The 15,221-nt window shown below is 38.0% G+C and carries 18 protein-coding genes and 7 tRNA genes; 24 read left to right on the top strand and 1 reads right to left on the bottom strand.

Features of this window, described 5'->3' with window-relative positions; genetic code table 11:
• The first annotated feature begins 21 nt into the window (after window positions 1–21).
• Window positions 22–501, top strand: a complete 480-nt coding sequence (locus ACIQX2_RS12180) for a PH domain-containing protein (protein ID WP_402850577.1) — start codon at window positions 22–24, stop codon at window positions 499–501.
• Window positions 494–2,002, top strand: a complete 1,509-nt coding sequence (locus tag ACIQX2_RS12175) for a PH domain-containing protein (protein ID WP_402850575.1) — start codon at window positions 494–496, stop codon at window positions 2,000–2,002. Before ACIQX2_RS12180 ends, ACIQX2_RS12175 begins: the two co-directional genes overlap by 8 nt.
• Window positions 2,003–2,311: 309 nt before the next feature.
• On the opposite strand, the gene ACIQX2_RS12170 is transcribed toward ACIQX2_RS12175, so the two are convergent.
• A complete protein-coding gene (locus ACIQX2_RS12170) occupies window positions 2,312–2,938 on the bottom strand; it encodes a rhomboid family intramembrane serine protease (RefSeq protein WP_402850573.1) in 627 nt (208 codons plus the stop codon).
• A 68-nt stretch (window positions 2,939–3,006) separates the two neighbouring features.
• On the opposite strand from ACIQX2_RS12170, the gene acpS reads away from it, so the two are divergent.
• The 22 genes from acpS (at window position 3,007) to ACIQX2_RS12060 (ending at window position 15,010) form a co-directional block, all read left to right on the top strand.
• A complete protein-coding gene (acpS, locus tag ACIQX2_RS12165) occupies window positions 3,007–3,360 on the top strand; it encodes a holo-ACP synthase (protein ID WP_402850571.1) in 354 nt (117 codons plus the stop codon).
• Between the two features lie 58 nt (window positions 3,361–3,418).
• Window positions 3,419–4,447, top strand: a complete 1,029-nt coding sequence (locus ACIQX2_RS12160) for a LolA family protein (RefSeq protein ID WP_402850568.1) — start codon at window positions 3,419–3,421, stop codon at window positions 4,445–4,447.
• 66 nt (window positions 4,448–4,513) lie between these two features.
• On the top strand, window positions 4,514–5,620 hold the full coding sequence (alr, locus tag ACIQX2_RS12155) for an alanine racemase (RefSeq protein WP_402850566.1): 1,107 nt from the start codon (window positions 4,514–4,516) through the stop codon (window positions 5,618–5,620).
• Between the two features lie 85 nt (window positions 5,621–5,705).
• Window positions 5,706–6,035, top strand: a complete 330-nt coding sequence (locus ACIQX2_RS12150) for a transcriptional regulator (protein ID WP_175454035.1) — start codon at window positions 5,706–5,708, stop codon at window positions 6,033–6,035.
• A 4-nt stretch (window positions 6,036–6,039) separates the two neighbouring features.
• Window positions 6,040–6,390, top strand: a complete 351-nt coding sequence (locus ACIQX2_RS12145) for a type II toxin-antitoxin system PemK/MazF family toxin (protein ID WP_093061552.1) — start codon at window positions 6,040–6,042, stop codon at window positions 6,388–6,390.
• A 159-nt stretch (window positions 6,391–6,549) separates the two neighbouring features.
• On the top strand, window positions 6,550–7,377 hold the full coding sequence (locus ACIQX2_RS12140) for an STAS domain-containing protein (protein ID WP_402850562.1): 828 nt from the start codon (window positions 6,550–6,552) through the stop codon (window positions 7,375–7,377).
• Window positions 7,377–7,739: an STAS domain-containing protein gene (locus ACIQX2_RS12135; protein ID WP_340777799.1), complete on the top strand. Its 363-nt coding sequence runs from the start codon at window positions 7,377–7,379 to the stop codon at window positions 7,737–7,739. Before ACIQX2_RS12140 ends, ACIQX2_RS12135 begins: the two co-directional genes overlap by 1 nt.
• 6 nt (window positions 7,740–7,745) lie before the next feature.
• Complete coding sequence (locus ACIQX2_RS12130) at window positions 7,746–8,147, top strand: anti-sigma regulatory factor (protein WP_402850558.1); 402 nt, start codon at window positions 7,746–7,748, stop codon at window positions 8,145–8,147.
• Between the two features lie 16 nt (window positions 8,148–8,163).
• Window positions 8,164–9,162, top strand: a complete 999-nt coding sequence (locus tag ACIQX2_RS12125) for a PP2C family protein-serine/threonine phosphatase (protein WP_402850556.1) — start codon at window positions 8,164–8,166, stop codon at window positions 9,160–9,162.
• A gap of 79 nt (window positions 9,163–9,241) precedes the next feature.
• A complete protein-coding gene (locus ACIQX2_RS12120; protein ID WP_402850553.1) occupies window positions 9,242–9,589 on the top strand; it encodes an anti-sigma factor antagonist in 348 nt (115 codons plus the stop codon).
• Window positions 9,576–10,046, top strand: a complete 471-nt coding sequence (gene rsbW / locus ACIQX2_RS12115) for an anti-sigma B factor RsbW (RefSeq protein ID WP_402850551.1) — start codon at window positions 9,576–9,578, stop codon at window positions 10,044–10,046. Before ACIQX2_RS12120 ends, rsbW begins: the two co-directional genes overlap by 14 nt.
• Entirely contained in the window at window positions 10,024–10,809 is a 786-nt protein-coding gene (gene sigB, locus ACIQX2_RS12110; protein ID WP_402850548.1) for an RNA polymerase sigma factor SigB, read from the top strand. The genes rsbW and sigB overlap by 23 nt, the downstream gene beginning before the upstream one ends.
• Window positions 10,806–11,402 (top strand): PP2C family serine/threonine-protein phosphatase, encoded by a 597-nt coding sequence (locus tag ACIQX2_RS12105; protein WP_402850546.1) that lies wholly within the window; start codon window positions 10,806–10,808, stop codon window positions 11,400–11,402. The genes sigB and ACIQX2_RS12105 overlap by 4 nt, the downstream gene beginning before the upstream one ends.
• Window positions 11,403–11,565: 163 nt before the next feature.
• Entirely contained in the window at window positions 11,566–13,731 is a 2,166-nt protein-coding gene (locus tag ACIQX2_RS12100; RefSeq protein WP_402850543.1) for a Tex family protein, read from the top strand.
• Window positions 13,732–13,796: 65 nt separating this feature from the next.
• Entirely contained in the window at window positions 13,797–14,267 is a 471-nt protein-coding gene (locus ACIQX2_RS12095) for a SprT family protein (protein WP_402850540.1), read from the top strand.
• A 79-nt stretch (window positions 14,268–14,346) separates the two neighbouring features.
• Window positions 14,347–14,421 (top strand) — tRNA-Asn (locus ACIQX2_RS12090).
• A gap of 4 nt (window positions 14,422–14,425) precedes the next feature.
• Window positions 14,426–14,497 (top strand) — tRNA-Glu (locus ACIQX2_RS12085).
• Window positions 14,498–14,526: 29 nt separating this feature from the next.
• Window positions 14,527–14,602: transfer RNA gene (locus ACIQX2_RS12080), tRNA-Asp, on the top strand.
• A gap of 3 nt (window positions 14,603–14,605) precedes the next feature.
• Window positions 14,606–14,680, top strand: a tRNA-Gln gene (locus tag ACIQX2_RS12075).
• Between the two features lie 5 nt (window positions 14,681–14,685).
• Window positions 14,686–14,758 (top strand) — tRNA-Lys (locus ACIQX2_RS12070).
• Window positions 14,759–14,822: 64 nt separating this feature from the next.
• A tRNA-Leu gene (locus ACIQX2_RS12065) sits at window positions 14,823–14,909 on the top strand.
• 27 nt (window positions 14,910–14,936) lie between these two features.
• Window positions 14,937–15,010: transfer RNA gene (locus ACIQX2_RS12060), tRNA-Gly, on the top strand.
• Window positions 15,011–15,221: the final 211 nt, after the last annotated feature.

The raw sequence follows: 15,221 nt of genomic DNA, 5'->3' as shown, positions 1-15,221 counted from the left end.
AAAGAGGGGGGTTAATATGATATGAGACAGGAACCGATTAATCGATTATCCGAAAAAGGATTGCGTGTATGGAGGATTTACGGTATATTCCAATCTTTAATTGCCTTATTAGTAGGCGTGGGAGTAGGGGTTATTAATTATTTCACAGGACAGCACTTATGGATATACATAGTAGATGGAGTAGTTTTATTTCTCATTGGATATTTATTAATTTACTTATTTCCCAAAATTAGATGGACTCGTTGGAGATACGAAGTACGAGAACAAGAAATCGAGCTTCAGCATGGTTTGTTTATCGTCAAAAGAACGCTCGTGCCCATGGTTCGTGTACAGCATGTTGATACGGAGCAAGGTCCTATTTTAAGAAAGTATGACTTATCGTCGATTACGATCTCTACTGCTGCAACTGATCACACTATTCCTGCCCTCGTAACAACAGAGGCAGACGAACTTCGTGGTAGGATTTCTGTACTTGCAAGGGTGGCGGAAGATGATGTCTAAAGAAAAATTTACTTTACATCCTATTTCTGCGGTTATAAATTTTATAAAAGTATTAAAAGAAATGATTGTACCGTTAATCGTAGTTATTGCAGTGAATGGATTTGGTGGAGGGGGCAACGAAGGCTGGACCTCCTATATAATCTATATTATTTATGCAGTCCTGTTAATCGCGATGCTGGTTAGCGGAATCATTAGATGGAAAAGATTCCGTTACTGGTTCGAAGAGGAAGAGCTTCGGATTGAATATGGTCTTTTCGTAAAGAAAAAAAGGTATATTCCATTTGAGCGTATTCAAAGCTTAAACTACACCGAGGGTATTCTTCATCAACCATTCGGACTAGTAAAGGTGAAAGTAGAAACAGCTGGTGGCGGCGCAACAAAGGAAGCGGATGCAGAGCTGACCGCAATTTCTAAAGAAGCGGCCGAACAAATAAAAAAAGAGATGAACCTTGCCAAAAATAGAGTTTCAGAATCTGAAGAAAAAGATCTGCCACTTGAATTAGAGGAGCAGGTAGTACAACAACGGAAGCCCTTATTCCAAATGTCTCAAAAGGATTTACTTATTCTTGCTAGTACATCCGGGGGAGTAGGTGTATTTTTCTCAGGGTTAGCCGTGTTTGTTTCCCAGTTCTCCGAATTGATCCCGTATGAAACGATTTATAATGAAATAATTATGTTTATTCGTTTTGGCGCTCTACTGATTGCTTTAGCTGTTTTCTTTGTACTGCTAGTGGCTTGGATTGTATCCGTAGCGATTACGTATATTAATTATTACGAGTTTACTATTCGAGTGGAAGATGATGAAATCATAATTACTAGAGGATTACTAGAAAAGAAGAAAATAACGATTCCCTTATCGCGTATTCAAGGTGTGCGAATTATGGAAAACCCTCTTCGTCAGCTTACAGGGTATGCAACAGTTATTGTCGACAGTGCAGGAGGGTCAATGGCGGAGAAAGATGAAAAAATTCGATTACTGCCACTTATTAAAAAGGACCAAATTACTCCTATTCTCGTTCAAATCTTTCCTAATTATGAATTTGATGCTAGCTTTACACGAGTTCCAAAACGCTCTAGAAAGTTTTTCTATCGGTTAGATTTTTTGTGGATTCTCCCAGTTGCAATAGCTGTTAGTTATTTCTTCTTTCCTTTTGGATTGTTATCTCTATTACTATTACCGCTTAGCTTTCTGTTAGGAGCATGGCAGCATAAGACGGCTGGATATTGGATGGATGAAAAACAACTTGTTGTACAGTACCGTCTATTTAGTAGAGTATCACTTTGGGTGGAAAAGAAACGTATTCAAGCAATGACGGAGCGTACGACGTATTTTCAAAAAAAAGCAGCAGTTTCTTCTATTATGACTACCATTAAGTCTGGAGTGGCTGGCTCAACTACGATTGTTCCACATATCGAAAAGAATGATGCAGAGATCTTGATGGAGTGGTACGAGCCGACAAAAAAAGAGTCTATAAACATACAAAAAGAACAGCCGTTTTAATGGCTGTTCTTATTTTGAAGATTGGAAAGTATATGGATTTTTATGCTGAGTCCCAGTGTTCGTATACTGTAAGGAATGAAACGATACGGCCGATTTCCGCTCCAGGCGGACGCTTTTCCGTGGGCACGACTTCAATCTCCTCGTCACTGCGTTCCTGCGGGGCTTTCAGCTCGCGCTGTTCACGCTGGAGTCGCCGCCTTCCACTACAATCAATTAAGTGAGGGGTAATCAACTAATAATTAACCGTTGATAATATAGCTATAAATCTTTCCGTAGCACTTCGGAAACGATAGAATCTGGTTGTGATGCCTACACCGATTTCAGCTTGCGCTTTCGTTTCTTCCAAGCAGCAATTCGCTTCGGATGGAAGTAAACCATTCCTAATATAAAACCAGTTACCAATCCTGCTATATGAGCAGTTATATTAATTTTTGGCTGTAAGAACGTCATGATAACGCCGATCACGATAATTGGAATAATAATTTGCTTTAGCTGAGGCATGAAATTTCTCGTATAATAAACTAAAGCTGCAAAAGCACCGAAAATTCCGTAGATCGCACCACTTGCACCAACACTCATATAATTCCAGTCATGTATTAAGTAAGTAGCTACATTACCGACTAATGCTGCTAGCAGATAAATAGTTAGGAAACGAGCTTTCCCTGCCAATTGCTCCAGCTCTGGACCGAATATGTATAAAGAGAACATATTAAATAATAAATGAGCAAGGGAAGCGTGCAAGAATATCGGAGTTAGCAAGCGCCAATACTCTCCTTCACTTATCAATAAGTTAAAATGAACACCGAAGTTAAAAAGTTGCGTTCCAACAATTGGAACCAACGTTAACAGATGAATAACGATATTGATTGCGAGCAAAGTAAAGACAACAGGATATAGTTTGATATATTGTTTAAAATTTTCTGTTCTATTAAACATTGTTTCACCTCAAGTTTTCTACTGATAGTATATCCTTAAAGAAGGATATTTGGAAAGGAGAAACATTCATGATTACTGGAATTGGATTAGATATTACTGAAATAGAAAGAATTAAATCAATTTCTTTTAGAACATCTAAATTTAAAGAGCGTATACTTACCGAAAAAGAAAGATTTCAACTAAACGAGTTATCAGAGTCGAGACAAATAGAATATTTAGCTGGAAGATTTGCAGCTAAAGAGGCATTTTCTAAAGCGCTAGGCACTGGAATAGGTAAAGATTGCAGTTTTCAAGATATAGAAATTCTAAAAGAATCTTCGGGAAAGCCAACCATATATTTTAAAGGAATAAAGCTGAATGGTTTAGTTTCAATAACTCATACAAAAGTTTATGCAGCTGCTCAAGTAATTCTACAATCATAACCGGTCGTCCATCTACATACAATGAATGAACGCAGTGATAATAGAAAGGATGGACTGATTGAAGAGCCGCGTGGCTAAACTATTATTTTTATTAGCAACAATTTTAGTACTGACCGCATGTGGAGCAGAATCGAAGGAAGATGTTGTGAAGAAACTTAGTAACAAGTGGGTGGAAACAAAGGGTTATGAGCTCGCAGCTGAGATGAGTATCTTGACTGGGGATGAACCGAGAGTATACGGTGTGGAAGTTTGGCACACAAAACCAGATTTTTATCGCGTACAGGTAACAGATACAAATGCGGAGAATACTCAAATGATCGTTCGTAACACTGAAGGCGTATTTGTCGTAACACCAGCACTGAACAAAACGTATAAGTTCCAAAGCAAATGGCCAACTGAAAATAGCCAAGCGTATTTGATTGGTTCGCTAGCCAACGATATTAAAAAAGATAAGACGGCAACCTTTAAAGAAGAAGGAGACAATTATGTCTTCGAAACAAAAACGAGTAATAACCATAAAAACATGCTTCCATCTCAAAAAATTTACATCAATAAGAAAACATTATTACCAACAGATGTTTCTATCCTGAATGAAAACAAAGAGGAACAAATTCATATTAAATTCAATAAAGTATCGCTAGGAAAAACACATGCAGCAGCAGAATATAAAATTGAACAAAAACCTACGGATAAAGCAGAGGGTAAAGAAGAAGATAAGGTAGAGACCTCAGCTGAAATCGATGATTCTGAATTTGAAACATATTATCCTTTGTTAAAATGGGATCAAGTGCATAACATTGACGAAAAAGTAATGGAAGTCGATGGAGAAAAAAGAGTTATTTTAACATATAGTGGTGACAAAGAATTTACAATTATTCAACATCGCAGTGAACCAGGTGATTCTTCTATTATTCCTGTATTCGCACCTGGAGATCCAGTTGACCTAGGAGTTGCAATTGGTGCTATCACAGAACAATCTCTTGCTTGGGAGCAGGATGGTATGTCATTCTTTATTGCCTCTTCTACTTTAACAAAAGAGGAAATGATTGAAGTTGCTGCATCTATGACTACAGGCGGCTTAAAGTGATTACAGTTGACTACTTCATTACACTAGTAGGATAATCGGTTTAAACGATTAAAAAGAGGGTAAAATATGTCACATCAGCAGTATCGACCTACGTTCATCCAAGTGAATTTACAAGCTATACAAAATAATATAAAACGATTCAAGGAAACACTACCAGAACACACAGATGTAATAGCTGTAGTGAAGGCGAATGGATACGGCCATGGAGATATAGCTGTTGCAAAAGCTGCATTACAAGCAGGAGCCAATCTCTTGGCAGTTGCCACGCCGGAAGAAGCATTGCATTTAAGGGAAGCTGGAATACAAGCTGATATACTTTTATTAGGTACTTCTCCATCCTCCTTTTTAGAGGAGGCTTCCAAACAGAATATTACACTTACAGCATATTCATATGAGTGGGTAAATGCTACTCGGGATTTTCAACTTCCCTTAAAGATGCATATAAAGATTGATAGTGGGATGGGTAGAATCGGTTTTACGGATGAAACAGAGCTTGAAAAGGCACTTGCTTTCATTAACGAAAGAGATTGGTTGCAGATTACGGGTGTTTTCACGCATTTTGCAACTGCAGATGAGGAAGATCCAACTTTCTTCCTAAAACAAGTATCAACATTTGATAGGTTTTTAAATGTATTTGAGCAAAGACCAACTATGGTGCACACCTCCAATAGTGCAGCTTCTTTAATGTACCCGGACCAGCATTGGAATGCCGTGCGTTTCGGCATATCTATGTATGGGATAGCGCCATCTTCATGGGTAAATGGAAAGTTATCATTTCCATTAGAAAAGGCACTTTCTCTTCACACGGAGGTTGCGCATATTAAAAAGGTTCCAAAGGGTTCTGCCATTGGCTACGGTGCAACTTATGTGGCACAGGAGGACGAATGGATTGCAACAATTCCGATTGGTTATGCAGATGGATTATTAAGAAAACTGCACAATCAGTCTGTATTGATAAATGGTAAGAAAGTGCCAATCGTCGGGAAAATTTGTATGGATCAATGCATGATTCGTCTTGATGAAAAAGTAAAGATTGGTGAACACGTAGTATTACTCGGAAAACAGGGGAAAGAGGAGATTCTCATAGAGGATTGGGCCGAAGCTCTGCAAACAATCCCTTATGAAGTATGCTGTACTTTTTCTAATAGAATTCCTCGAATATATAGCAAGTAAACTTTCGACAAAATTTAAGAATATATGCATAATTTGTCTAACCATTTCTCTTAATGTCTTTTAATTCACCTAGAGAAATGTTAAGATGAAGTATATTGTCATATTGGGAAATGTTTTGTCGGAGGTGTTTGCTGTGGTAAGTGATAAAAAGAAAAAGGAAGCGATTATCCAGCTTCCAAATCAATTGGTTAATGAAGGAGTAAAAACCGTCAAACAATCATTAACTGGAGTAGAAAGTTTCGTTCGTGTCCAAGCAAATGAATATGTAAAAAATGGTCAGGCAAATCTTATAAGAGAAGCGATGATGAAAGGCTATGTTGAGATGTCTCATATAAATCTATCCATTTGTACGGAGTGTTTACATGCAGAGTATGAAGCTCAACATACGACAGAGCGACTCGTAAGTGGAGGATGAAAATTTGATCGTAAAACGTGGAGACGTTTTTTTTGCAGATTTATCACCAGTAATCGGGTCTGAGCAAGGTGGAACCAGACCCGTTTTGGTGATTCAAAATGATATAGGTAATAGGTTTAGTCCAACTGTCATAGTTGCAGCTATAACAGCGCAAATTCAAAAGGCAAAATTACCAACGCATGTAGAGATAAACGCAAAAGAATATGATTTTGAACGTGACTCGGTTATCTTATTGGAGCAATTAAGGACAATTGATAAATCTCGACTTACTGATAAAATCACCCACCTAGACGAAGAGGTCATGGAAGACGTAGATCATGCTTTAGGGATTAGCTTAGGAATTGTTAAATTTTAATACATAGTAAGAACACAATGTGGAATCGTCAAAAACACATTGTGTTTTTTGATAGAAAAAAACCTTCTAAGGACAAAAAAATGTATAAAAGGTGTAATCTAAGAGGAAGTTCTGTACAATATAAATACGAATATGCAACGAGGGGAAGTATGGGAAACAATGAATAAAAGGATTGCTACATATATAAATGATAACATCGACGAAATTTTAAAAAATTGGCGAATCAAAATGGAAGAAGAGGAGGACGTTCGCTTTTTCCAAATCATGTCTAATAATATTATTGACAATACAGTTCGTGAATTCGGAGATTTAATGATTTCTAGCCTGACGGAAGAAAGTTCTACATACACAGAGAAGTTAAATGATTTCTCCGTTCAAGTTGTCCGTTATGGATGGTCCATTTCTTTTGTATTAAAAGCTCTAACGAACTTTACAGAAGTAGTATATGAAAAAATGGAAGAAGTAGAATACTTAAAAGAAGGAGATTTCCGCACATATAAAGAAATATTAACTAATTGGATTACTCCTTTAAATCATAGTATTGTGGATGCTTATTCTGTCGTGTGGGAAAAAACAGTGAGCTTACAAAAAATTGCCTTGCAAGAACTTTCTGCCTCGTTAATCCCTGTCTTTGAAAAAATTTCAGTAATGCCTTTAGTTGGTACAATTGATACAGAACGAGCAAAACTAATAATGGAAAACCTACTCCAAGGAGTGGTAAAGCACCGGGCTGAAGTAGTATTACTAGATATTACAGGAGTTCCCGTAGTAGATACGATGGTTGCTCATCATATTATTCAAGCAGCAGATGCTGTTCGTTTGGTTGGAGCCAAATGTATGCTCGTAGGAATCCGCCCGGAAATTGCCCAAACAATCGTGACACTCGGCATTAATCTAAATGATTTCACAACAACAAGTACTTTACAAAAAGGGGTCGAACAAGCCCTAGCAATGACCAATCGAGCAATAGTAGAGGTGAATTCATAATGATGACAAGAATACCTATTTTAAAATTAAGAGACTGTTTAATCGTTTCGATTCAATGGGAATTGGATGATCAAACTGCGCTAGCTTTTCAAGAAGATTTGCTGGACAAGCTTCATACAACAGCGGCAAGAGGAGTAGTACTGGATCTTACGCCGATTGACTTTATCGACTCATTCATCGCCAAGGTATTAGGAGATGTTATTAGTATGTCTGGTCTAATGGGTGCGAAAGTAGTAATCACAGGTATTCAACCTGCTGTAGCTATTACACTAATTGAATTAGGAATTAGACTGGAGAATGTTGTCACGGCTCTAGACTTAGAAAATGGATTGGAAAAATTAGAACGAGAATTGGAGGACTAATCCATTATGAACTTAGGGTCTTCTGTTGATATAATAACTGAATGGGATATCGTTGCTGCAAGGCAACTTGGAAGAAATGAAGCAAAAGATGTAGGCTTCGGTACAGTTGACCAAGCTAGAATTACAACAGCGATAAGTGAGCTTGCTCGTAATATATACTTATATGCAGGCAAAGGAAAGATAGAAATTAAACAAATTACTGAAGGAAATCTGAGAGGCTTATTAGTCATTGCAGCTGATAAAGGACCAGGAATCCCGGATGTTCGTAAAGTCATGGAAGACGGATTTACAACATCAGGCGGTCTTGGTGCAGGTTTACCAGGTGTAAAGCGACTAATGGATGACTTTAAGATTGAAACTGTACTAGGAGAAGGAACAACGATTAGCGCAACTAAGTTGCTAAGATAGGAGGTGAGTTAAAAGTATGCCTCAAGAGTTTAAGAGACAATACAAAGAAATTTTGGAGCAATATACACAAAGACAAACGGAACTCAATTTGTATGCAGGTCAGAATTTTAGTAGACAACTCATTCAAAAGAATATTTCTCCAGAGGAAGTTATTAGTATACATAAGGCTTCTTTAGAAGAGCTTATGCCTGGTTTGCCGAATGATGTTTGGCATTCTTTTGATTTATTAATAGAAGTGATGATTAGATATGGATTAGCATTGAGAGAGCATCAAACGTTAATAAAAAAACAGGAAAACTTTAAAATGGAGATGGAGCTAGCATCTAATGTTCAACAAACGTTGTTGAAAACAAAGGTGCCAGAGATGAATGATTTGGATATCGGAATGATCTCTGTTCCTGCGAAAGAAATGAATGGGGACTACACGCATTTTCTGAGCGATGATACAACGGTAGGTATCGCTGTTGCTGACGTAATCGGGAAAGGAATTCCTGCCGCCCTATGTATGTCCATGATTAAATACGGAATGGATAGTTTGAATGGAGCTGAAACGGAACCAGTCGTGGTATTAGACGTCATTAATAGAATCGTTGAAAAAAGTGTAAGTGATTCCATGTTTATCTCTATGTTCTATGGAACGTATGATACATCCCAAAGTGTGTTTACATATGCATCTGCTGGACACGAACCACCTTTATTTTATTGTGCAAAGTCTAATAGCTTTACAGAGTTACAAGCAAAAGGGTTATTATTAGGCGTCATTTCTAATGTGAAGTATGAACAGCATACTATTACTTTAGAAAAAGATGATTTTATCGTGATGATGACCGATGGTGTAACCGAGTGTCGTTCAAAAGATGGGTTCATTGATCAAAATACCGTGATGGATATTATCGAAAGTGTTAGAGATCAGTCCGCTCAAGATATGGTTGAATATGTGTTCCATAAGCTGGAGGAACTACAGGAGTTTGAGCAACGAGATGATTTTACGCTCGTTATTTTCAAAAAGAAGTGATTGAAGGTTTATCAAATACTAATTGGTGGTATACAGACTATATATTATATTGTTAATTGGAAAAACGGGGGATAACTAAATGAATATATCAGTTGAACTACAAAAAGTAGATGAGTTACACATTAAAGGATTGATCGGTGGAGAGATTGACGCTTTCACAGCACCAATTCTAAGAGAGAAACTTGCAGAACTAAACTTACAGAATGACATACATGTTGAATTGAATCTAACGGATGTTTCATATATGGATAGTACAGGACTAGGAGTTTTTGTTGGTTTTTATAAAAGCATAAATGCTGCTAACGGTCATTTGGAGTTAACAGGACTTTCATCCAGATTAAAACGCTTATTCGATATAACTGGTCTAGTAGAAATTATGGATATTCAGGCTACAGATAAAGAGGTGAAAATAGATGAAACCGTTTGATTATGTTGAAATCCGAGTTCCTGCGAAGCCACAATATGTTAGCGTTGCGCGACTTACAATTTCTGGTTTAGCCAATCGCATCGGATTTACGTATGACGATATAGAAGATTTAAAAATTGCTGCAAGTGAAGCAATTACAAATGCAGTTCAACATGCCTACGCGGACAATGAAGAGGGCGAAGTTGTTATTGGTTGCGCATTATATGAGGAAAAAATAGAAATCATGGTAGCAGATCACGGGAAAAGCTTTAACTTTGAGGAAACAAAAGCAAAAGTAGGCCCATACCATGATTTAGAGGAAGTATCCTTTTTAAGAGAAGGCGGTCTTGGTTTATATTTAATCGAAACATTAATGGATGAAGTGAAAGTCCATCACCAAGAAGGTGTTACTGTATTTATGACGAAACATGTCGGAGTAGAGCAGGTGGATGAAAATGTCGAACACGTCCCTTCCTAATAAAGAATCGAAAGAGAAAATATTGGAATGGATCAAAGAATATCAAGAGACAGAAAGTGAAGAGGCTCAAACAAATTTAGTGTTAAATTACACTAGATTGGTTGAATCTATAGCTCGAAAATATTCTAATGGTAAGTCACATCATGAGGATATTGCTCAAGTAGGAATGCTTGGTCTACTAGGAGCTATCCGAAGATATGATCCCTCTTTCGGTAAAAACTTTGAAGCTTTTGCTATCCCGACAATTATCGGTGAGATAAAACGCTTTTTAAGAGATAAAACTTGGGCGGTGCATGTTCCGAGACGTATAAAAGAACTAGGACCACGTATCCGAGTAGCAGTTGAAACACTAACGGTGGAATTTCAACGCTCCCCTATCATCCCAGAAATAGCTGATTTTTTAGGGGTAGATGTAGAAGATGTATTAGAAGCGATGGAAATGGGTAAAAGCTATCAAGCTCTTTCTATGGATCATTCTCTTGAATCAGATTCCGATGGTAGTACCATTACGTTATTTGATGTAATTGGTCAAACAGATGGCGAGTACGAGAAAACTGATCAACGTTTACTTGTAGCCAATGCACTCAATGTTTTATCTGATCGAGAGAAAGAAATTATTCAACTTACATATATGGAGCAGCTTAGTCAAAAGGAAACTGGGGACCGTCTCGGTATTTCCCAAATGCACGTTTCTCGAATTCAACGCAAAGCTATAAAAAAATTACAAGAAGCGATTTTATCGTCAGGTGGAGTAGTAAATTGATTGATTTCTCAGATGACAAAGTAGACTTATTTGTATATCAGGAAGCCAAAAGTGGAAATTTAGAATCTGGAGATACGTATTATATTACAAAGACTGATGATTTTATGCTTTGTGCTATTGCCGATGGATTAGGGAATGGGCCAGTGGCTAAAGAGTCTGCTGATATTATTCCAGAAATTTTAGAGCAATATAAAGAAGAAACGTTAGACGAACTATTATTACGCTGCAATGATTTGATGTTTCAAAAACGAGGTGCTGCAGTAGCACTAGTTAAAATAGATTATAATAACCAAACTATATCCTACAGTTGCGTAGGGAATGTGAAGTTTTATATGTATAAACGTGCTACGGATAAAATGATTTATCCTTTACCTGTTATGGGTTATTTGTCTGGAAGAAAACAAAAGACAAATACCCAAACGTATGCTTGTGACAAAAATGACTTGTTCATGTTGCATTCAGATGGTGTAGTGATGAAAAGTCCAAAGTCCACTATTAAAAATGCAGCGAATGCCGCATGTCTCTATGAAACGGTTTATCAAGAGATTGAACATGGCGACGACTCCACATTTATAGTAGGAAGCTTACTCTAACTTAGGGTAAGCTTTTTTGTTGCTTTAGGAAATTATAAAATATTTGGCATGGAGTTAACTTGCAATATGAAAATCTCCAGACTCCAGCGCTATAGTTCTCGGACTTTTTCAAGAAGACTGCAGATATGGTAAAATGGGTTCTATAGGAAAGGACGTGCTCGTTTTGGAAATAAAGAAAATGCTTCAACTTGTTTCAAAGGATACTGGTGTTAAATCGTCCCAAGCAGAACAGGTTATCAAATTACTAGAAGAAGGCAATACGGTTCCCTTCATCGCTCGATATAGAAAAGAGCAAACTGGATCATTAGATGAAGTACAAATTAAAGCTGTCGAAGATCGTTATAATTACATACAACAGTTGGAGCAAAGAAAGGAAGAGATTCTTCGCTTAATTGACGAACAAGGTAAATTAACTGAAGAGTTATCTGCTTCTATTAATAATGCAACAGTGCTGCAGCGAGTGGAAGATTTATATCGCCCTTATAAACAAAAACGCAGAACTAAAGCAACTATTGCAAAAGAAAAGGGATTAGAGCCATTAGCAGCGTTAATTATGACTTTTCCTCAGGAATCAGTATCTGTTTTAGCAGAAAACTATTTAAATGAAGAATTAGAAGTGCTAACTGTTGATGACGCTTTACTTGGTGCAAGGGACATCCTGGCAGAACAATTCGCAGATGATGCCAAAATACGCGAACAAATTCGCAATACTACTCGAGCAGACGGTAAAATTATTGCGTCTGTAAAAAAAGCGGAGCTAGACGAAAAGAATGTATTTGAAATGTATTACGAGTACGAAGAACCGGTAAAAAAGATTGTCCCTCATCGTATACTAGCGCTAAATCGAGGAGAAAAAGAGGATATCCTGAAAGTTGGTCTTCATGTTCCGATTGAGAAAGTGACTAATCTGATGAAAGCCCAGTGGGTTAAATCCTCCTCTAGTAGTGCAGTGGAGCAAATCGAATTAGCGATTGAAGATTCGTATAAGCGATTAATTCAGCCCTCTGTAGAGCGAGAAATTCGTGCGGAGCTTACAGAAAAAGGAGAAGCGCAGGCTATCCATATTTTCTCGGAAAATCTACGTAATCTACTATTGCAGCAACCTTTGAAAGGAAAAGTAATTCTAGGAGTCGATCCAGCCTATCGTACAGGGTGTAAGCTCGCGGTTGTTGATGATACAGGAAAGCTTTTAGAGGTTTCAGCTATTTATCCACATGCACCTAAAATGGATGTGGATGGATCAAAGAAAAAAGTGCTTGCGTATTTAAAAAAATACCCGATTACCTTAATTGCTATTGGAAATGGAACTGCTTCCCGCGAAACAGAACAATTCATTGTGGACTGTGTTAAAGAAGCAGAGACAGAAGTAGCATATGTAATAGTAAATGAAGCAGGTGCCAGTGTGTATTCTGCATCTGAAACTGCACGCAACGAGTTTCCGGATTTACAAGTGGAGCAGCGGAGTGCTGTCTCCATTGCGAGAAGACTACAGGATCCTCTTGCAGAACTAGTGAAAATAGATCCAAAAGCAGTAGGAGTGGGGCAATACCAGCATGATGTTTCGCAGAAGAAATTATCGGAATCCCTCTCCTTTATAGTAGAAACAGCAGTTAACCAAGTTGGAGTAAATGTAAACACAGCATCAGCGTCTCTTTTACAATACGTTTCCGGACTCTCTAAAACAGTTGCGGAAAACGTTGTGAATATGAGAAACGAGCAGGGGAGATTTACCTCTCGTGCACAGCTTAAGAAAATTCCCCGTCTTGGTGCCAAAACATATGAGCAAGCAATCGGATTTTTACGAGTGCCCGATGCAAAGAATCCATTTGATGCAACTGGTATCCATCCGGAAAGCTATAAGGCGGCGGAGCAGGTACTAGAAATTGCAGGACTAAAGAAAACACAAATCGGTACAAAAGAAGCTGAAGAGTCGTTAAAGAATATTTCAATAGAAGAGGTAAGCAAAGAATTAGAAATAGGAGAAATCACCCTAAAAGATATTATAGATACATTGATCAAGCCTTCACGTGACCCTCGTGAAGCTTTCCCACAGCCTATCCTGAAAAAAGATGTCCTCAAATTAGAGGACTTAAAAACAGGGATGGAATTGCAAGGAACCGTAAGAAATGTTGTAGATTTCGGTGCATTTGTAGATATCGGTGTAAAACAAGATGGCTTAGTTCATATTTCCAAACTAAAAAGAGGGTTTGTCAAACACCCCTTAGATGTTGTTTCACTTGGTGATATAGTCACTGTATGGGTAGAACAGTTCGATGCTAACAAAGGAAGAATTGCATTAACGATGCTTCCTCCAGAACAACAAGTGTAATTCGTAGAGTTGTCCAATGGAGATATTCCACTGGACAACCTCTTTTTAAAAAGGAGTGAATTTATATGTCAGATGAAAAACTATATGAGCTAGTGACTCGTGTATCGAAAGAAACATTTGGGAAAGACTTTCAACATAATGCGTATTTTAACAAACGGCTCAGAACAACCGGGGGAAGATATATGTTGAGATCACATCATATAGAGATAAATCCGTTAGTATTCGAAAAATACGGAATGGATGAATTGGTAGGCGTAATCAAACATGAGCTTTGTCATTACCATTTACATATAGAAGGGAAAGGCTATCAGCATCGGGATGCTGATTTTCGTGAGCTACTTAAAACAACTAACTCACCGAGATTTTGTTCAACATTAATAGAGAGAAAGACAAGGAAGATTACAAAAAGGTATATTTATAAGTGTGTAAAATGCTCGCTTTCGTATAATCGGAAAATTCGTTTAAATACGCAGAAATACCGTTGTGGCAAGTGTTATGGAGACTTGAAATTAGTTTCTTCGGAAAATCTAAAATAAATTTCGAAAAACAGTTGACGTTTTGCGAAACCCTCTCTATAATAGAAAAAGTCGAGTAAAACAAAACGACTTAAATTATTCCGAAGTAGCTCAGTGGTAGAGCAATCGACTGTTAATCGATTGGTCGTAGGTTCGAGTCCTACCTTCGGAGCCATCATGGCCCCTTGGTCAAGCGGTTAAGACACCGCCCTTTCACGGCGGTAACACGGGTTCGAATCCCGTAGGGGTCATTACCATTTATTACTTTACATTATTGAACGGTCCCGTGGTGTAGCGGTTAACATGCCTGCCTGTCACGCAGGAGATCGCCGGTTCGATCCCGGTCGGGACCGCCATGTTGGGGTATAGCCAAGCGGTAAGGCAATGGATTTTGATTCCATCATGCCCTGGTTCGAATCCAGGTACCCCAGCCATATTTGAGCCATTAGCTCAGTTGGTAGAGCATCTGACTTTTAATCAGAGGGTCGTAGGTTCGAATCCTACATGGCTCATCAAATTGTTATTGACATTATAGGTGTTCGAGTGTATAATAAACCTTGTCCTATTAGTTACTAAGCGGTCGTGGCGGAACGGCAGACGCGCTAGGTTGAGGGCCTAGTGGGGGATAACCCCGTGGAGGTTCAAGTCCTCTCGGCCGCACCAGTCACATAACAATTTAACATATAACATGCGGGTGTAGTTTAGTGGTAAAACCTCAGCCTTCCAAGCTGATGATGAGAGTTCGATTCTCTTCACCCGCTCCATTATTTAATACTATAGAATATTGAACATTGAAAACTGAACATGCAAAACGTTAAGAAATATAGCTTGAAAGATTAACTTAGTTAGTCTGATAGCAAACAAATTGGACATCATTTAATGATGATGCCAGCAAAACAAAATGAGCTTTTTAAGTTCTCTATTATGGAGAGTTTGATCCTGGCTCAGGACGAACGCTGGCGGCATGCCTAATAC

The organism is Psychrobacillus sp. NPDC096623, assembly GCF_044762655.1.
In the GTDB taxonomy this organism is placed as follows: Bacteria; Bacillota; Bacilli; order Bacillales_A; family Planococcaceae; genus Psychrobacillus.
The sequence above is the reverse complement of the archived record's forward strand: the minus strand, read 5'-3'. Positions and strand labels throughout refer to the sequence as shown.